12 protein-coding genes are annotated in these 16,546 nt (G+C 73.2%); 5 read left to right on the top strand and 7 right to left on the bottom strand.

Going from position 1 to position 16,546, the window contains the following annotated elements:
- Positions 1-4: 4 nt before the first annotated feature.
- Positions 5-1,843 carry a glycoside hydrolase family 15 protein gene (locus GKC29_RS18840; protein WP_155334233.1) on the top strand — a complete coding sequence of 613 codons (1,839 nt, stop codon included), beginning with the start codon at positions 5-7 and terminating at the stop codon, positions 1,841-1,843.
- Between the two features lie 7 nt (positions 1,844-1,850).
- Here GKC29_RS18840 and GKC29_RS18835 read toward each other — a convergent pair whose 3' ends face one another.
- From GKC29_RS18835 to GKC29_RS18815, 5 genes are all read right to left on the bottom strand, one after another.
- Positions 1,851-3,521: a right-handed parallel beta-helix repeat-containing protein gene (locus tag GKC29_RS18835; RefSeq protein WP_155332073.1), complete on the bottom strand. Its 1,671-nt coding sequence runs from the start codon at positions 3,519-3,521 to the stop codon at positions 1,851-1,853.
- Between the two features lie 72 nt (positions 3,522-3,593).
- Positions 3,594-4,820: an MFS transporter gene (locus GKC29_RS18830; protein ID WP_155332072.1), complete on the bottom strand. Its 1,227-nt coding sequence runs from the start codon at positions 4,818-4,820 to the stop codon at positions 3,594-3,596.
- A 221-nt stretch (positions 4,821-5,041) separates the two neighbouring features.
- On the bottom strand, positions 5,042-6,766 hold the full coding sequence (locus tag GKC29_RS18825) for a glycerol-3-phosphate dehydrogenase/oxidase (RefSeq protein ID WP_155332071.1): 1,725 nt from the start codon (positions 6,764-6,766) through the stop codon (positions 5,042-5,044).
- A gap of 103 nt (positions 6,767-6,869) precedes the next feature.
- Positions 6,870-8,387: a glycerol kinase GlpK gene (glpK, locus tag GKC29_RS18820; protein ID WP_155332070.1), complete on the bottom strand. Its 1,518-nt coding sequence runs from the start codon at positions 8,385-8,387 to the stop codon at positions 6,870-6,872.
- A 40-nt stretch (positions 8,388-8,427) separates the two neighbouring features.
- Complete coding sequence (locus GKC29_RS18815) at positions 8,428-9,255, bottom strand: MIP/aquaporin family protein (protein ID WP_155332069.1); 828 nt, start codon at positions 9,253-9,255, stop codon at positions 8,428-8,430.
- 187 nt (positions 9,256-9,442) lie between these two features.
- On the opposite strand from GKC29_RS18815, the gene GKC29_RS18810 reads away from it, so the two are divergent.
- The gene (locus GKC29_RS18810) at positions 9,443-10,210 is read left to right on the top strand and encodes an IclR family transcriptional regulator (protein ID WP_155332068.1); all 768 of its coding nucleotides are present in this window, start codon (positions 9,443-9,445) and stop codon (positions 10,208-10,210) included.
- Between the two features lie 39 nt (positions 10,211-10,249).
- Positions 10,250-11,773 carry a glycerol kinase GlpK gene (glpK, locus tag GKC29_RS18805; RefSeq protein ID WP_155332067.1) on the top strand — a complete coding sequence of 508 codons (1,524 nt, stop codon included), beginning with the start codon at positions 10,250-10,252 and terminating at the stop codon, positions 11,771-11,773.
- Between the two features lie 27 nt (positions 11,774-11,800).
- On the opposite strand, the gene GKC29_RS18800 is transcribed toward glpK (GKC29_RS18805), so the two are convergent.
- Positions 11,801-13,441, bottom strand: coding sequence for a hypothetical protein (locus tag GKC29_RS18800; protein WP_155332066.1), 1,641 nt, complete (start codon positions 13,439-13,441; stop codon positions 11,801-11,803).
- Between the two features lie 228 nt (positions 13,442-13,669).
- Between GKC29_RS18800 and GKC29_RS18795 the strand changes: the two genes are divergently transcribed.
- Together GKC29_RS18795 and GKC29_RS18790 are read left to right on the top strand one after the other, a co-directional pair.
- On the top strand, positions 13,670-14,656 hold the full coding sequence (locus GKC29_RS18795; protein WP_196255654.1) for a GGDEF domain-containing protein: 987 nt from the start codon (positions 13,670-13,672) through the stop codon (positions 14,654-14,656).
- A gap of 89 nt (positions 14,657-14,745) precedes the next feature.
- Positions 14,746-15,786, top strand: coding sequence for an AraC family transcriptional regulator (locus GKC29_RS18790; RefSeq protein ID WP_155332064.1), 1,041 nt, complete (start codon positions 14,746-14,748; stop codon positions 15,784-15,786).
- Between the two features lie 18 nt (positions 15,787-15,804).
- Here the strand turns inward: GKC29_RS18790 and GKC29_RS30035 are convergent, their stop codons facing one another.
- Positions 15,805-16,455 carry a hypothetical protein gene (locus tag GKC29_RS30035; RefSeq protein ID WP_230688708.1) on the bottom strand — a complete coding sequence of 217 codons (651 nt, stop codon included), beginning with the start codon at positions 16,453-16,455 and terminating at the stop codon, positions 15,805-15,807.
- Positions 16,456-16,546: the final 91 nt, after the last annotated feature.

Genomic DNA, 16,546 nt, shown 5'->3' with positions numbered 1-16,546 from the left:
CGGCATGTCGGCCTACCCGGCAATCGAGGATCACGGTCTCATCGGGGACCTGCAGACCGCCGCCCTGGTCACCCGCAACGGCACCATCGACTGGTTCTGCGCGCCCCGGTTCGACTCGCCGAGCATCTTCGGGGCGCTGCTGGACCGCCGGCGCGGCGGGTACTTCTCGATCGTGCCGGACGGGGTGCGGTACATCAGCAAGCAGCTCTACCTGCCGGACACGCCGATTCTCATCACCCGCTTCATCAGCGCGGACGGCGTCAGCGAGATCGTCGACTTCATGCCGGTGACCGGCGAGCGGCCCACCGACCAGCACCGGATCATCCGGACCATCAACATGGTGCGGGGCAGCATGCGGTTCCGCGCCGAGTGCTGCCCCCGCTTCGACTACGGCCGGGAGCGGCACGAGTTGGACGTGCACGCGGACGGTGCCGTCTTCCGGAGTCCGTCGGCCACCCTGACGCTGCACACCTCCCATCCCGACGGCCGGCTGATCCCGATCGAGAACCTGCAGAACCTCGACGGGGACCTGATCGCCTTCACCACCCTGCAGGAGGGTGACACGGGCGCGATCGTCATGGAGACCGCCGGCACCCAGGCGCCCCGCCGCTTCAGCCGGGAAGAGGTCCAGGCGCTGTTCGAGTTCACCCGCGACTACTGGCGCCAGTGGCTCGACCGGTCCCGGTACACCGGGCGGTGGCGGGAGATGGTGGAACGGTCGGCGATCACCCTCAAGCTCATGACGTACGCGCCGACCGGCGCCATGATCGCCGCACCGACCGCCTCCCTGCCCGAGGAGATCGGGGGCACCCGCAACTGGGACTACCGCTACACCTGGATCCGCGACACCTCGTTCTCGGTGCACGCCCTGCTCGGGCTGGGCTTCACCGAGGAGGCGGCCCGGTACACCAACTGGCTCGACGAGCGCATCCGCGAGGCCGGCGACCACGCGGCACCTCTCAAGATCATGTACCGGGTGGACGGCTCGTCCGACCTGCACGAGGAGGTCCTCGACCACCTGGAGGGGTACATGGGGTCGGGGCCGGTCCGGATCGGCAACGGCGCCGCCGACCAGCTCCAGCTCGACATCCACGGCGAGGCCCTGGACGCCATGCTCTTCGCCGACGAGCAGGGCATCCGCGCCTCGCACCAGGTGTGGCGCAGCACCGTCCGGATGGTCGACTGGCTCTGCGACAACTGGGACCAGCCGGACGCGGGCATCTGGGAGAGCCGCAGCCACCCCCGTGACTACACCTTCGGCCGCCTGATGTCCTGGGTGGCCATGGACCGGGCGATCCGCCTCTCCGCCCGCCACGGCCGCCCCGGCGACGTGTCCCGCTGGGTCCGCGAACGGGACGCGATCTACAACCAGATCATGTTGCGGGGGTACGACTGGAACCGCCGCTCCTTCGTCCAGGCGTACGGGGAGCACGTCCTCGACGCCGCCCTGCTCATCATGCCGTCGGTCGGGTTCGTCACCCCGAGCGACCCGCTGTGGCAGTCCACCTTGCAGGCCATCGACCGGGACCTGGTCTCCGACAGCCTCGTGCACCGGTACAAGCCCTCCGAGGCGCCGGACGGGCTCCCCGGCGACGAGGGCACGTTCAACATGTGCACCTTCTGGTACGTCGCCGCCCTGGCCTGCTCCGGGCGACTCGACGACGCCCTGCTCACGTTCGAGAAGATGTTCACCTTCAGCAACCACCTGCGCCTCTACGCGGAGGAGATCGCCCTCACCGGCCAGCAGATCGGCAACTTCCCGCAGGCGTTCAGCCATCTCTCCCTGATCACCACGGCCCTGGCGCTCAACGACATGCTCGACGCCCGCAACCGGCGGGGGTGACCGGCGCTCACTCCACGTCGGTGTGGTTGTCGGTCCACCGGCCGCCCACCGGTGGGGTGTCCAGGCGCAGCGCGCCGTCGGCGTTGCCGGCGAGGTCGTTGTCCTCGATCCGGCAGGCCACGCAGCTGCCCCGCCCGGTGATCCACAGGCCGTACGTCTGGGTTCCGGCGCCGGTGTCCCACACCCGGTTGCCCCGTACGGTCGCCGAATCGAGCGGGGCGTTGACGGTGATCCCGGCGCGGACCGGCGGCGGGGCGGGCAGCTCGTACCGGCTGCCGGGCTCCGGCACCGCTTCGTTCCACCCGCTGGCGGCGTCCGGCCGTACCTCGGCGAGGCTGAGCTCGGTGGCGCTGTTGCCGGCGACCACGGCCGTCCGCCCGCCGACGTGGACGACCTTGCCCCGGTGACCGTCCGGTGGCCAGGTAGCGCCGACGTCGGTCACCGTCCTGCGCCCGTACCGCACGGAGGCTCCCGACCCGCTCGTGGCGGGGGCGCAGCGGCGGCCGTTGTCGCGGATCCGGTTGCCGACCAGGAAGGCGTCGACCATCGGCCGGTCGACCCGGACGGCGTCGAGACCGTTGTCGGCGAGGTCGTTGCCGTCGACCACGACGGACACGGCCGGACCCCGGTAGCCGTTGCCCAGGTCGTGCTCGTGGAAGCCGTACCCGCCGTTGCCGCTGATCCGGTTTCCCCGGATCGTGTACGGGCCCGGCGTGTTTCCCATGCTGATGCCGTCGCCGACGTTGCGGTCGATGACGCAGTCGGTGAGGATCCCGCCGCGGCCGGCGACGCCGGCGGTGCCGTTGGCGGAGACGTCGAAGCCCGCCTCCAGGTTGCCGGTCAGCGTGCAGGCGGAGACGACGAGACCGTCGGCGCCCCAGTCGGAGATGCCGAAGCGGTTGGCCTGGCTGTGGCAGCCGACGATGCGGTAGCCGCGCGGCGGCGTCCAGTCCGGCTTCTGGAGTTCCAGGAAGATCCCGTTGGTGCCGTTGCCCAGCGTGGTGCAGTTGGCGATGGTGCAGCGCTCGATCTCGCCCCACCCGCCGACGCCGATGCCGATGCCCGCACCACCCATCTGGAGGCCGTTGTCCAGGCGGCCGCAGCCGATCACGACCACCCCGTCGATCAGCGTGTCCTGGAGGAAGTCGCAGCCCAGGCCGGTGGCGCCGGTGTGGTGGATGTAGAGGTTGCGGAACACTCCCCGCACGACGTACTGCAGGCCCAGGCCCTTGGCGAGGTAGCTGTACTCGGTCATCGCCACGCCCGAGCCGTCGATCTCGAAGTCGGCGAACGTGCACTCGGCGATGTGCCGGTCCCGGTCCGCGCCGTGCTGCACCGTGGTCCAGAAGGCGAGCGGCACCGGGTCGGACCGGTTGCCCTCGTTGCTGAGCAGGAAGCGGGTCGCCGCCGGGCCGGCCCCGATGAGTGACACGCCGCTGCGCCACACCGTGCCGGCGTCCCGGATCGCGTAGATCCCGGGCGGGCAGTAGATCACCCGGGCCCGTCCGTCGGCCGCGTACCCCTCGCCGAGCCGGTCCACCAGCGCCGCCAGGGCCGGCTGGTCGTTGGTCACCCCGTCCCCGCGCAGCCCGTGGTCCCGGGCGTCGCACCAGAGGGGCGCCCCGGCCACGGGCGTGAGCCGCTTCGGCACCGCGGTGGACAGACCCTGGTGGGACACGGCGTGCTCCTCCGACCGTCGATCGGCTGTCGGGCGCCGCCCGCGTTCCCGTTGCCGGCCCCGGGAAACCCGTCAGGCCGCACGCGCGCGGAAGGCCGAGCCGGCGAGCGACGCCACGGCGAGGACGACGAGCCCGGTCCCGGCCGTGACGAGCGGGATGACGTCGACCGCACCGAACCGGGCGCAGAGGCTGCCCAGGGCCGAGCCGGCGAGGATCCCGACCTGGAAGAGGATGCTGTGCAGGGCGCTGGCGGTCTCCGCCCGCCCGCCGTCGACCCGGCGCAGGACGGCGAGCGCGGTGAGGACCGCGAGCAGCGAGAACGACGCGCCGGAGAGGACCAGCAGCGCCGCGCCCGGCACCGTGGCGCCCGCCCGGCTGCTCAGCCACAGCGCCGCCGGCACCACGGTGAACGCCGCCGCGGCCACCCGTACGCTGGCGACCGGCCCGGCGTCGGCGAGCCGGCCCCCGGCCGCGCTGCCGGCCACCGACGCGATCCCGTAGCAGAGCAGGACGAGCGAGAGGCCGGCGTCCCGGACGCCGAGTTCGCGGTCGGCGTACGGCGCCAGGTAGGTGAAGAACGCGAAGTGCCCGGCGACGGCGAGCAGGGTGACGGCCAGGACGGTTGGCAGCCCGGCCGTGCGCAGCGTGACGGCCAGCCGGCCGTCGGTGCCCGGGCCCCGGTCGCCGGGCAGCGCCGGCAGCGTCCGGGCGAGGACCCCGGCGAGGGCGAGCGAGGCGACGACGACGGTCGCCGCGGCGGCGCGCCATCCCCACGCCTGGCCGACGAGGGTGACCAGGGGGGTCCCGACCACCAGGGCGCTGGCCCCGCCGACCGCGACCCGGCTGCCCGCGCGGCCCTGGCGGTGCGGGGCGGCGAGGCGGGTCGCCACCGGCATCGCGACCGCGAAGTAGACGCCGTGCGCGGCCGCCGACACGCACCGCCCGGCCATCAGGACGGCGACGGTCGGCGCCAGCGCGGTGACGAGGTGCCCGAGCGCGAAGGTGGCGGCGCAGGCGACCAGGACCCGGCGCCGGTCCCAGCGGGCGAGCAGCCGGGTCAGCGGTACGGCGGTGGCCGCCGCGACGGCGGCGTAGAGAGCCACCGAGAGACCGACCACGCTCGGCGCGGCGGGCAGGTCCGCGGCGATCTGCCCGAGCAGTCCCACCGGCAGCGTCTCACCGGTGACGAGGGCGAAGGCGGTCGCCGCGAGGACGAACGCCGCGATCCCGTCCCGTGCGGCGGGCCGGTCGGCCGGCCGGTGGTGCGGGGAGGTGACCGCGGGGGCGGCTGCGCTCATGCCGTTCCTTTCGGCGCGCGCCCGGCGCGGCAGCGGCCACGGTCGTGCCCCCGGGAGCGGGTGTCGACCGGTCGCCGCGTCGCGGCCCGATCATCATGCGGCCGCCAGCGTCTCACGCCCGCCGCGGGCACCCGGAACGCGGCTCCGGCGGTGTGCGCGGGCACACCGCCGGAGACCGGATCCGCGCCCGGCGGTGTGCGACCGACCGCCGGGCAGCCGCGTCAGGCGGCGAGCGCCACCGGCGGCACCACGTCCGGTACGCCCAGGCGGACGGCGTCTGCGGCCTCGTCGTCGGCCTGCTCGTGCGCCGCCCGCTCGGCGTGCACCCGGGCCACGTAGTGGGCGACCTCCCGGTCGACCCGCTCGGCGTCCCAGCCGAGCACCGGTGCCATCAGCTCGGCGGCCGGGCGGGCGGCGGCGAGCCCGCGGTCGAAGGTCTCGATCGAGATGTGCGTACGCCGGGTGAGCACGTCCTCCAGGTGCAGGGCGCCCTCGGCGGACGCCGCGTAGACGATCTCCACGCGCAGGTAGTCGTCGGCGCCGTCGAGCGGCTCGGCCAGCGCCGGGTCCTCCCGCAGCAGGTCCAGCACCTCGTCGACGGCGGCGCCGTGGCGGCGCAGCAGGTGCTCGACCCGCTCGGCGGACAGGCCGTGCTGCCGGGCGATCCGGCGGCGCTGGTTCCACCGGGCGACGTAGCCCTCGGCCCCGTGCAGCGGCACCCGGTCGGTGCACGAGGCGGGGACGCCCTCGCCGAGACCGCGCACCGCCTCGTCGACCGCGTCCCGCGCCATCACCCGGTACGTCGTGTACTTGCCGCCGGCGACCATGACCAGTCCCGGCACCGGGCTGGCCACGGTGTGCTCCCGGGACAGCTTGGCCGTGGCGTCGGAGTGCCCGGACAGCAGCGGGCGCAGGCCCGCGTACACGCCCTCGACGTCGTCGCGGGTCAGCGGGGTGGCCAGGACCTCGTTGACCCGCTCCAGCAGGTAGTCGATGTCGCGGCTGGTGGCGGCGGGGTGCGCCTTGTCCAGGTCCCAGTCGGTGTCGGTGGTGCCGATCAGCCAGTGCCGGCCCCACGGGATCACGAACAGGACGCTGGTCTCGGTGCGCAGGATCAGGCCGGTGGTGGAGTGGATCCGGTCGCGGGGCACCACCAGGTGGATGCCCTTCGACGCGCGGACCTGCACCGGGCCGCGCTCGCCGACGAGTGCCTGGATGTCGTCGGTCCACACGCCGGTGGCGTTGATGACCTGCCGGGCGCGGACCTCGAAGACCCGGTCGGTCTCCAGGTCGTGCACCCGCGCCCCGATGACCCGGTCGCCGTCGCGCAGGAAGCCCACGACGCGGGCCCGGGACAGCGGGTGGGCGCCGTGCGCCGCGGCGGTGCGGACCAGGCAGGTCACCAGCCGGGCGTCGTCGACCTGGGCGTCGTAGTACTGCAACGCGCCGACCAGCGCCTCCGGCCGCAGCGACGGGCAGGCGCGGACCGCGCCGCGCCGGGTGAGGTGCCGGTGGGCCGGTACGCCGCGGGCGTGGTTGCCGGAGAGGCTCATCGTGTCGTAGAGCAGGACGCCGGCTCCCGCGTACAGCCGCTCCCACCCGCGGTGGCGCAGCGGGTAGAGGAACGGCACCGGGCGGACCAGGTGCGGGGCGAGCCGTTGCAGCAGCAGGCCGCGCTCGCGCAGCGCCTCGCGGACCAGGCCGAAGTCGAGCATCTCCAGGTAGCGCAGGCCGCCGTGGATCAGCTTGCTGGAGCGGCTGGACGTGCCGCTGGCCCAGTCGCGGGCCTCGACGAGCCCGACCGACAGGCCCCGGGTGACGGCGTCGAGGGCGCAGCCGGCGCCGGTGACGCCGCCGCCGACCACCAGGACGTCCAGTTCCTGACCGCTGCTGAGCGCGGCCAGGGACCGCTCGCGGGCGGCCGGTGACAGTGTCGCGGAGTGCATGCGTTCGTTCTCCTGTTTCTGGGCGGCCGGCGCGGACGTCGGCCGGTCCGGGCGGCCGGCGGGGGACGCCGGCCGCCCGGTCCTCGGGTGGGGGTGTTGCTGATCAGTCGACGTCGACCCAGTCGAGGGTGCGCTGGACCGCCTTCTTCCAGCGGCCGTAGCCGTTCTCGCGCTGCTCGGGCGACCAGCTGGGCTGCCAGCGCCGGCTCTCGTTCCAGTTCTCCCGCAGCTCGTCGGTGTTCTTCCAGAAGCCGACGGCGAGGCCGGCGGCGTACGCGGCGCCGAGCGCGGTGGTCTCGGCGACCACCGGCCGGCTCACCGGCACGCCGAGGATGTCGGCCTGCATCTGCATGCACAGGTCGTTGACGGTGACGCCGCCGTCGACCTTGAGGACGTCCAGGGGCACCCCGGAGTCCTTCTCCATGGCCTCGGCCACGTCCCGGCTCTGGTAGCAGATGGACTCCAGCGTGGCCCGGGCGATGTGGGCGTCGGTGTTGAACCGGGACAGCCCGACGATCGCGCCGCGGGCGTCGGAGCGCCAGTACGGGGCGAACAGCCCCGAGAACGCCGGTACGAAGTACACGCCGCCGTTGTCCTCGACCTGGCGGGCGAGGATCTCGCTCTGCGCCGCCGTGCTGATGATCTTGAGCTGGTCGCGCAGCCACTGCACCGCCGACCCGGTGACCGCGATGGAGCCCTCCAGGGCGTACACCGGGGCGTCGGTGCCGAACTGGTAGCACACCGTGGTGAGCAGGCCGGCCTTGGACCGGACGATCTCGGTGCCGGTGTTGAGCAGCATGAAGTTGCCGGTGCCGTACGTGTTCTTGGCCTCGCCGGGGGCGAAGCAGACCTGCCCGACGGTGGCGGCCTGCTGGTCGCCGAGGTCCCCGGTGAGCGGGACCGGGCCGGTGAACGGGCCGTGCGGCGCGGTGGTCCCGTACGTGTTCGGGTCCGACGACGGCCGGATCTGCGGCAGCATGGCGCGCGGGATGCCGAAGAACGACAGCAGCTCGTCGTCCCAGTCCAGCGTCTCCAGGTTCATCAGCATGGTGCGGCTGGCGTTGGTGGGGTCGGTGACGTGCACCCCGCCCTCGGTGCCGCCGGTGAGGTTCCACAGCAGCCAGGTGTCGGTGTTGCCGAAGATCGCCTCACCGCGCTCGGCGTCCTCCCGGACCCCCTCGACGTTCTCCAGGATCCACTGGATCTTGCCGCCGGAGAAGTAGGTCGCCGGCGGCAGGCCGGCCTTGCGCCGGATGACATCGCCCTTGCCCTCGCGCTCCAGCGCGGAGGCGATCCGGTCGGTCCGGGTGTCCTGCCAGACGATGGCGTTGTAGTAGGGGCGGCCGGTGCGGCGGTTCCACACGACGGTGGTCTCGCGCTGGTTGGTGATGCCCAGTGCGGCGAGGTCGGCGGCGCTGAGGCCGCGCTCGTTCATCGCGGTCTGGATGACGGTCTGGGTCCGCTCCCAGATCTCCAGCGGGTTGTGCTCGACCCAGCCGGCCTGCGGCAGGATCTGCTGGTGCTCGAGCTGGTGGCGGCCGATCTCGTTGCCACCGTGGTCGAAGATCATGAAACGGGTGCTGGTGGTGCCCTGGTCCACCGCGCCGACGAAGTCAGCCATGCGGGAGGTCTCCTCTGCGGGTCGTAGGGGGATGTGTCGATCAGACGCGGGCGGGCTCGGGCTCCGCAACCGTCTCGGTGGCGAGAGTGCCCGGCTCCGGCTCGTCGCTCGGCAGGAACCGGCCGATGAGCAGCTCGTAGAGGCCGGCGCCGAGAACACCGCCGACGAGCGGCCCGACGATGGGCACCCAGAAGTACGGATATCCGCCGGCGTCCTGGAACGCCGTCTCGTACCCGGTCAGGAACGACGCGAGGCGGGGGCCGAAGTCACGGGCGGGGTTGATCGCGTAGCCGGCGTTGACCGCGAAGGCCATGCCGATCGCGACGACGATCAGGCCGACGATCAGCGGGGCGAGGTTGGAACCGGGCAGGGAGTTGCGGGCGTCGGTGACGGCGAGCACGAGGAACAGGAGGATCGCCGTACCGATGATCTGGTCGCGCAGCGCGCCCCACTCGGTGACGCCGGCGCCCGGCAGGGTGGAGAAGACGCCCTGACTCTTGCTGGTGAGGCCCGGGTCGAACCGGGACAGCACCTCGCTGTAGTTCCAGCGGATGATCAGGGCCGCGACGAACGCGCCGGCGGTCTGGGCCAGCGCGTACGGCATGACCTTGCGCCAGGAGAAGCCCTTGAAGACGGCGAGGGCGAGGGTCACCGCGGGGTTGAGGTGGGCGCCGCTGATCCGGCCGGCGACGTAGACGCCGAGGGTCACGCCGAGGCCCCAGGCCCAGGCGATGCTGTCGAACTCGCCGGTGCCGGCGGCGGCGACCTGGGCGACGACGCCCACGCCGAACAGGATCAGGATGGCGGTGCCGGCGAACTCGGCGGCAAGTTCGCCGAGCAGGCCCGGCGCTCTCAATCGCTGTGTCATGGTGCCTCCAGGGGGGTGGCGGCCCTCCGCTAGCAGGGGGACGGGCGGAGGGCCGGTCGGTGTCGGCGAGGTGTCGGACGTCGCCGTGCGGTGAACCGTAGGAAACGCAGGAAGGCGGGTCAACGAACCCCGGTCGACAATGTCGAACACTGTTGCGATGGCCCGAACGCGATTAGCATTCCGGCCCATGCCGGGTCAGGTGCAGTCCATCGCACGTGCCGCGGCGATCCTCCGCCTGCTGGCCAGCAGTTCCGGCCGGCTCGGCATCGGAGAGATCGCCCGCTCCCTCGACCTGCCCAAGGGCACGGCGCACGGCATCGTGCGCACCCTCCAGGACGTCGGGTTCGTGGAGCAGGACAAGACCTCCGGCAAGTACCAGCTCGGCGCCGCCCTGCTGCACCTCGGCACGAGCTACCTCGACGTCAACGAACTCCGCTCCCGCTCCATCAACTGGGCGGACCCCCTCGCCGCGCGCAGCGGCGAGGCAGTCCGCATCGGCACCCTGCTGGACGGCAAGGTGCTGGTGGTCCACCACGTGTTCCGCCCCGACGACACCCTCCAGACCCTGGACGTCGGGTCGCTGCTGCCCCCGCACGCCACCGCGCTCGGCAAGGTCCTGCTCGCCTACGACGTGGGCGCCGCCAACACGGTCATGCAGGGCGAGCCCGAGCCCTACACCCGCCGCACCCTGGTCACCGCACGGGCCCTCACCCGGGCCCTCAGCGAGATCCGGGACAACGGCTGGGGAGCCGAGATCGAGGAGATGACCCCCGGCAAGGCCGGTATCGCCGCGCCGATCCGCGGCTACGGCGGCCTGGTCGTGGGCGCGATCGGGCTCTCCGGTCCGGTGGACCGCATCTGCGACGGATCGGGAGTCCCCCGCCCGACCCTCGTCACGTACGTCCGCGACGCCGCCCGCGCGGTGTCCCGTGATCTCGGCGCCGCGCGCTGGTGATCAGCCCACCCCACCACCCGGCTTCACGAAGGACGCGCCATGACCGAAAGCTACGTCGTCGCCATCGACCAGGGAACGACCTCCACCCGCTGCATCGTGTTCGACCGCCGCGGCAACCTCGTCTCGGTGGCCCAGCGGGAGCACCAGCAGCACTTCCCCCGGCCCGGCTGGGTGGAGCACGACGCCGCGGAGATCTGGCGCAACGTGGGCCGGGTCGTCCCCCGCGCCCTCGCCCAGGCCGGCGTCACCGCCGACCAGATCGCCGCGATCGGCATCGCCAACCAGCGCGAGAGCACGATCGTCTGGGACCGGCGCACCGGCGTCCCGGTGGCGCCCGCGATCATCTGGCAGGACACCCGCACCGACGCGGTGGTGGAGACCCTAACCCGCTCCCCCGGCGCCGAGGACGTCCAGCGGCTCTGCGGGCTGCCACTGACCACGTACTTCTCCGGGCCGAAGCTGCGCTGGCTGCTCGACCACACGCCCGGCCTCGCCGAGCGGGCCGAGCGCGGTGAGGTGCTCTTCGGGACGATGGAGAGCTGGCTGATCTGGAACCTCACCGGCGGCCCGGACGGCGGCCTGCACCTGACCGACGTCACCAACGCCAGCCGCACCATGCTGATGGACCTGCGGACCCTCGACTGGCACCCGGACCTGCTGGCCTTCTTCGGTGTCCCCGCCGCCATGCTGCCCGAGATCCGCTCCTCCTCCGAGGTGTACGGCACCGCCACGACCGTCCTGCCGGGCGTCCGGATCGCGGCGGCCCTCGGCGACCAGCAGGCGGCCCTGTTCGGGCAGACCTGCTTCGCCCCCGGCGACGCCAAGTGCACCTACGGCACCGGCAGTTTCCTGCTGCTCAACACCGGCGCCGAGCCGGTGCACTCCAGTCACGGGCTGCTCACCACCGTCGGCTACCGGATCGGCGACGAGCCCGCCGTGTACGCCCTCGAAGGGTCCATCGCGATCACCGGGTCCCTGGTGCAGTGGTTCCGCGACCGGCTGGAGCTGATCAGCACCGCGCCGGAGATCGAGACCCTCGCCCGGACGGTCGACGACAACGGCGGCTGCTACATCGTGCCCGCCTTCTCGGGGCTGTTCGCGCCGCACTGGCGCAGCGAGGCGCGCGGGGTGATCGTCGGGCTGACCTCGTACATCACCAAGGGGCACCTGGCCCGCGCGGTGCTGGAGGCGACCGGCTGGCAGACCCGCGAGGTGGTCGACGCGATGAACGCCGACTCCGGGCTGGAGCTGACGGCCCTGCGGGTGGACGGCGGGATGACCGCGAACAACCTGCTGATGCAGTTCGTCGCGGACGTGCTCGCCGTGCCGGTGGTACGCCCGATGGTGGCCGAGACGGTCTCCCTCGGCGCCGCGTACGCGGCCGGGCTCGCGGTCGGGTACTGGCCCGACCTGGAGGGCCTGCGCCGCAACTGGCACCTCGCCGCCCGGTGGACGCCGGAGATGGACGCCACGGTCCGCGACCAGGAGCGGGAGAACTGGCAGCGCGCCGTCGAGCGGACCTTCGGGTGGATCAAGCCCGAGGCCCGGGCCGCGAACGGCTGACCCGGTGCCATGGCCGTGCCGCGCCTGTCACCGGGCCTCGCAGATCCGGCCGGTCATCGCCGGATCACCCTCCCGGCCGGCGGCCCAGATCGGGTTCACGTCGAGGATGAGCGGCGGCGCCTGCCAGGCGGCGCTGAACCGTTGCACCACCTCGTACCCCCCGAGGGGTTGGGCGACCGGCTCGCCGGCGAGGAAGTGGATGGACTGTTCGTAGACGTCGTCCCGGTTGAGGAGGCCGCCGTGCAGGGCCGGAACCTCGACGACCGGAACGTCCGTGTACTCGCCGGGCGGCGCCTCGGCCGCACCGACCAGGGGCAGGAAGGCGATGATGCGGACGCCGGGAACCGGGCAGAGGATGCGGTTGCGGTAGAAGGGCGCCTCGGCGATGACGGACCGGATGAACGGCTCGTCCGGTCCGGTGTCGATCTCGCTGACCAGGTTCGTGACGGCGGCGATGCCGCGCAGCTCCCAGCCGGCCACCACGCCCCACCCTTGGTGCCAGGGTGGCGGGTAGTAGGCGCGGCCGGGCCAGATCAGCGGGCTGTACAACAGCACCGCCGCCACCGGCCCGGGGGCGAGCTTGTCGAGGTATGTCCGGATCACCAGCGCGCCCTCGCTCTCCCCGGCGAGAGCGATCGGCCGGCCGGTCCGCTGGTGCAGCGCCTCGACCTGCTGCCCCAGCAGGGCCGCGCTGGAGTCCAGCGAACGGTGGGTCGCCTCCGGCCGGTACGGCAACGGCCGGCCGGAGCCGTCGATGCCGGCGTACGAGAAGCGTTCCACCCGCGGGTCGACCGGTGGCTGCCCGTCCCAGCTCGACTCGAAGCCGGCCAGGACGATCACCGCGTAGGGCACCCGGTCCGGGAGCGGGTACCGGACGAGCGGCGGGGTCCACGCCCCCCTCGTCCCCGCCGCGAGTCCGACCAGCGGTGGGACTCCCACCGCGGCGACCATGGTGAGCACGATCGCGATCGGCGCCACCGGCACCCGTGCCCAGTGGGCTGGCTCGTGCTGGACGGCCGCCCGCACCGTCCGCCGCCACAACAGTCCATTGACCACACCGGCCAGACCCGCCACGAGGATCCGCGACCAGCCCGGCACGCTCACGATCACGGCGCTGGCAATGGTGAGCACCAGGAAGTTCAGCAGCGACCAGCCGAGGAGCCGGGCCGACGGCAGTCCCCGCCACCAGTGCTGGACGACCCCCGCCCGCTGGAGGAACGGCGCGATGACCAGCATCGGAACCACCGATGCGAACAGGTACCAGGAGAGCGCCACCGCGGAGAACGCGACGGAGATGGCCGCCCACGGCGAGATGATCAGGATGGCGATCGCCGCGACCTCCAGGTTGCGCAGCACCAGCCAGCGCCACGACGGGCGATCCAGCTCCGCCGGCCAGGCCAGTGCCGTCAGGCCGGCGGACAGCACGCCCCGCACGACGACAGCGACCACCAGGCCGAGCAGGAACATCGCCCACGAGTTGTGGTAGACGAGCAGCCAGCGCAGGTCGTGGTACGAGTCGTACGGCCAGACGGCGGTGGCCTGCGGAGCCAGCGGCTGCGCGGCGAAGAACCCGAGGCCCAGCAGGGCGCCCATCTCCAGCATCGGCGGCACCGCGGCCAGCAGCAGCAGCGCGGGGCCGCGACGGGAGCCGGCCATGGTGACGTGCATTGTCCGTAGGATGCCCGGTCGCGGTTACCGTGCGTGCAGCTTCCCGGCAACAGGTCTTGACGGTGACCTGCGGCACACCATTCAATGTGCAGGTGGCACGGTGCCACGTCGGAGCGGCCTCGCCATGGGACTCCGCCACTTCGACCGGTTTCGCTCTGGCGTCACCCGGCGGCACCCGCCGGGTGCGGTAGGTGCGGGGGGCAATCGGTGAACGAGCGCCGCCGACGCATGCGGCTCAGTGCGGCCCTGCACGTCGTCTCGCACGGGGTCGCCGTCCTGTACTGCCTTCTCACCCTGGACCAGCCGCACCGGGGCAAGATGCTGGTGATGTACGGCTGCGGCATGGCGGGCGGCGCGGTGGGCCTGTGGGCCGCGCGGCGGGTGACCACGAAAGCGGCCGGCTACCGCACCTCCGGCGTCATCATGATGGTCACCCTCGTCGCACTGGCGCTGGGTTCACACTGGGACGGCGGCGCGGCCGCACCCGCCGCCCTGGGTTTCGTGACCACCGTGGTCTTCGTGGCCACCCAGACTCCCGGCCTGCGGCTCATGATCGCGCTCGAGGTGCTCACCCTCGGGACGTACGTGGGGGTCGCCGCCGTCGGCGAGCCGATGCGGCCCGGCCACCTCTTCATCAACGTCGCCGGGATGGTCGTGCTGATCTCGGTCTGCTCCACGCAGGCCCGCAAGGTCGCCCGGCAGCGCTCCCAGCTCCGCGCTCTCGCGACCCTGGATCCGCTCACCGGCGCGCTGAACCGGCGCGGACTGGCGGAGTTCGCCTCCACCCTGTTCGTTCCCCGGTGCCGCCCCGGCCCGTCCCTGCTCTGCCTGGACCTCGACGACTTCAAGCTCGTCAACGACCGGTACGGGCACGCGGCCGGTGACCAACTGCTCCAGACGACGGTGGCGGCTGTCCGCCGGACGGTCCGCCCGGACGACGTGGTCGCCCGGATCGGCGGCGACGAGTTCGTCGTCGTCCTGGTCGAGGCCGACGCGGCGACCGCGCAGGCGGTGACGGCCCGGGTCGACGCGGCGGTGGGCCAGCAGGCCGGTGTCAGCATCGGCTGGGCCACCGCCCCGTACGACGGGACGACGCTGGAGTCGTTGATGCACGCCGCCGACCAACGCCTCTACCGGGTCAAGCAGGAGAAGCACCGGGCCACCGGCACCCACCTGCCGTCCCGTCAGCCGGACACCCTCGGCGTGCTCCCGTAGGCGCCGCGGTCGGAGGCGGGTCTAGAGTGAGGCCACGGGCGGGAACTGCCCGCACCGGCCGGTGATCGCAGCACCGCCGAGGGGGGACCGTGAGCGACCCTGCGCCTCGCAGCCGCGCCCCGGGCGTCGGGGCCGACGGCGGGCCGGCGCACGGCGAGCGGCCTCCCGACCGGTCCGACGTGTCCCCTGCGACGGTGGTGGCCGCGGGTCCCGAGGCCGTGCACGCACAGCTGAGCGGTCGCTACGGTCGCCTGCGGATCAGCAGCGGCGGCGGGCCCCACGTCCTGCGGCTCGCCGAATCCCGGCTCGGCCCGGTCCGCCTGGACCGGCTGGTGTTCCAGATGCACTTCGACGCGGACGTCGAGCCGCCGGGCGCCGTCCACGTCGGGCTGCTCACCTCGGGAGCGATCAGCTTCCGCTCGGCCGTCGGCCCCGAGCGGGCCCTCCGCCCCGGGGACGTCTTCCTGCCGGCGCCACCCGACCAGCCGTACACCGCCCGGGTGCGCGACGCCGCCGCCCACGTGGCGGTGTTCACCACCGACCTGGCCGACCAGGTCGCCGAGACCGCGCCCGGCCGGGCGCCGGAGCCGGTGCGCTTCCTCGACCTCCGCCCGGTGTCCGCGGAAGCCGCCGCCGCGTGGCGGCGCACCTTCGCCTACGTCCGGGGCGAGGTCCTGACCATCCCGGAGGTGGCGGCCAACCCGCTGCTGGTCGGCAACGCGGCGCGGCTGCTCGTCGCGGCCACCCTGTCCGCCTTCCCCACCACCGCGCTGACCGAACCCACCATCGAGGACCGGCGGGACGCCGGCGTGTGGGCGTTACGCCGGGCCGTCGCGTTCATCGACGACCACGCCGCCCTCGACATCAGCGTCGCCGACATCGCCGCGGCGGCCCGGGTGAGCATCCGGGCGGTGCAGCTGGCCTTTCGGCGTCACCTCGACACGACTCCGACCGCCTACCTGCGGTGGGCCCGTCTCGATCACGCGCACCGGGAGCTGCGGGACGCCGACCCGGGCACGACCACGGTGGGCGCGGTGGCGGCCCGCTGGGGGTTCTCCAGTCACAGTCGCTTCACCGGGCTGTACCGGGCCGAGTTCGGCGTCCCTCCGAGCCGGACCCTGCGGGCCTGACCGGTCGGGCGCGTCGCGCTAGTACCGGGCGCGCGGCAGCCAGCCCAGGAACCGGTTGCGGGCCCGGGCCACCGGGAGTGCGGGGAGGTCCTCGACCGCGGCGAACAGGCAGGATCCGAGGTAGACGGCGAGGCCGGTGCTGGCGCCGCCGTACTCGGCGAGCAGCTGGCTCTGCTTGGTGGCGCAGGGCCACTCCTCGCCGCAGCCGCCGCACGTCCAGCTCGGCGTGTCCGGCAGGTGTTCCGGCGGCCGGGCCGGTCGGTACCGTCGCGACGCGCCGTTGCGCTTTCCCGGGCCGGGACGCGCCGGCCCGGCGTTGGGTGAGCTCTGCTCCTCCGGTGCCAGGCGCCGCCGGACCGTGCTGAGCAGCGCGCCCACCCGGATCAGCGCGTCCGGCCCCACCCGGTGCGGCAGCAGGACGGTGAGCAGGTGGTGTCCGAGGGCGTCGAACACGGCACGGGTCAGGCCCAGCTCGGCGCAGAGCTCCGACAGCCGGTCCGGCCGCGGTGGCCGGTCGGAGCGCAGCACGTCGGCCAGGACGTCCCGTAAGCAGGCCTGCACCTCGCCGGCACGGGTGTCGACCGCACCGACACCGCGGTCGAGGGTCAGTCGGCGCACCGTCTCCGCCGCCGTCGCCCGGGCGATCCGCGTGGTGTCGCTGATGTCCACTGTTCTCACCCCGTTCGTTCGTCCACCGGGGACGACGCGCCGTGTCCACGGTGCCCGGCCAGCGGTCGGACGGGTACGGACCTGGCATGGG

This window comes from Micromonospora sp. WMMC415 (assembly GCF_009707425.1).
In the GTDB taxonomy this organism is placed as follows: domain Bacteria; phylum Actinomycetota; class Actinomycetes; order Mycobacteriales; family Micromonosporaceae; genus Micromonospora.
Note: the sequence above shows the minus strand (reverse complement) of the source record. Positions and strands in the feature narration are given on the sequence as shown.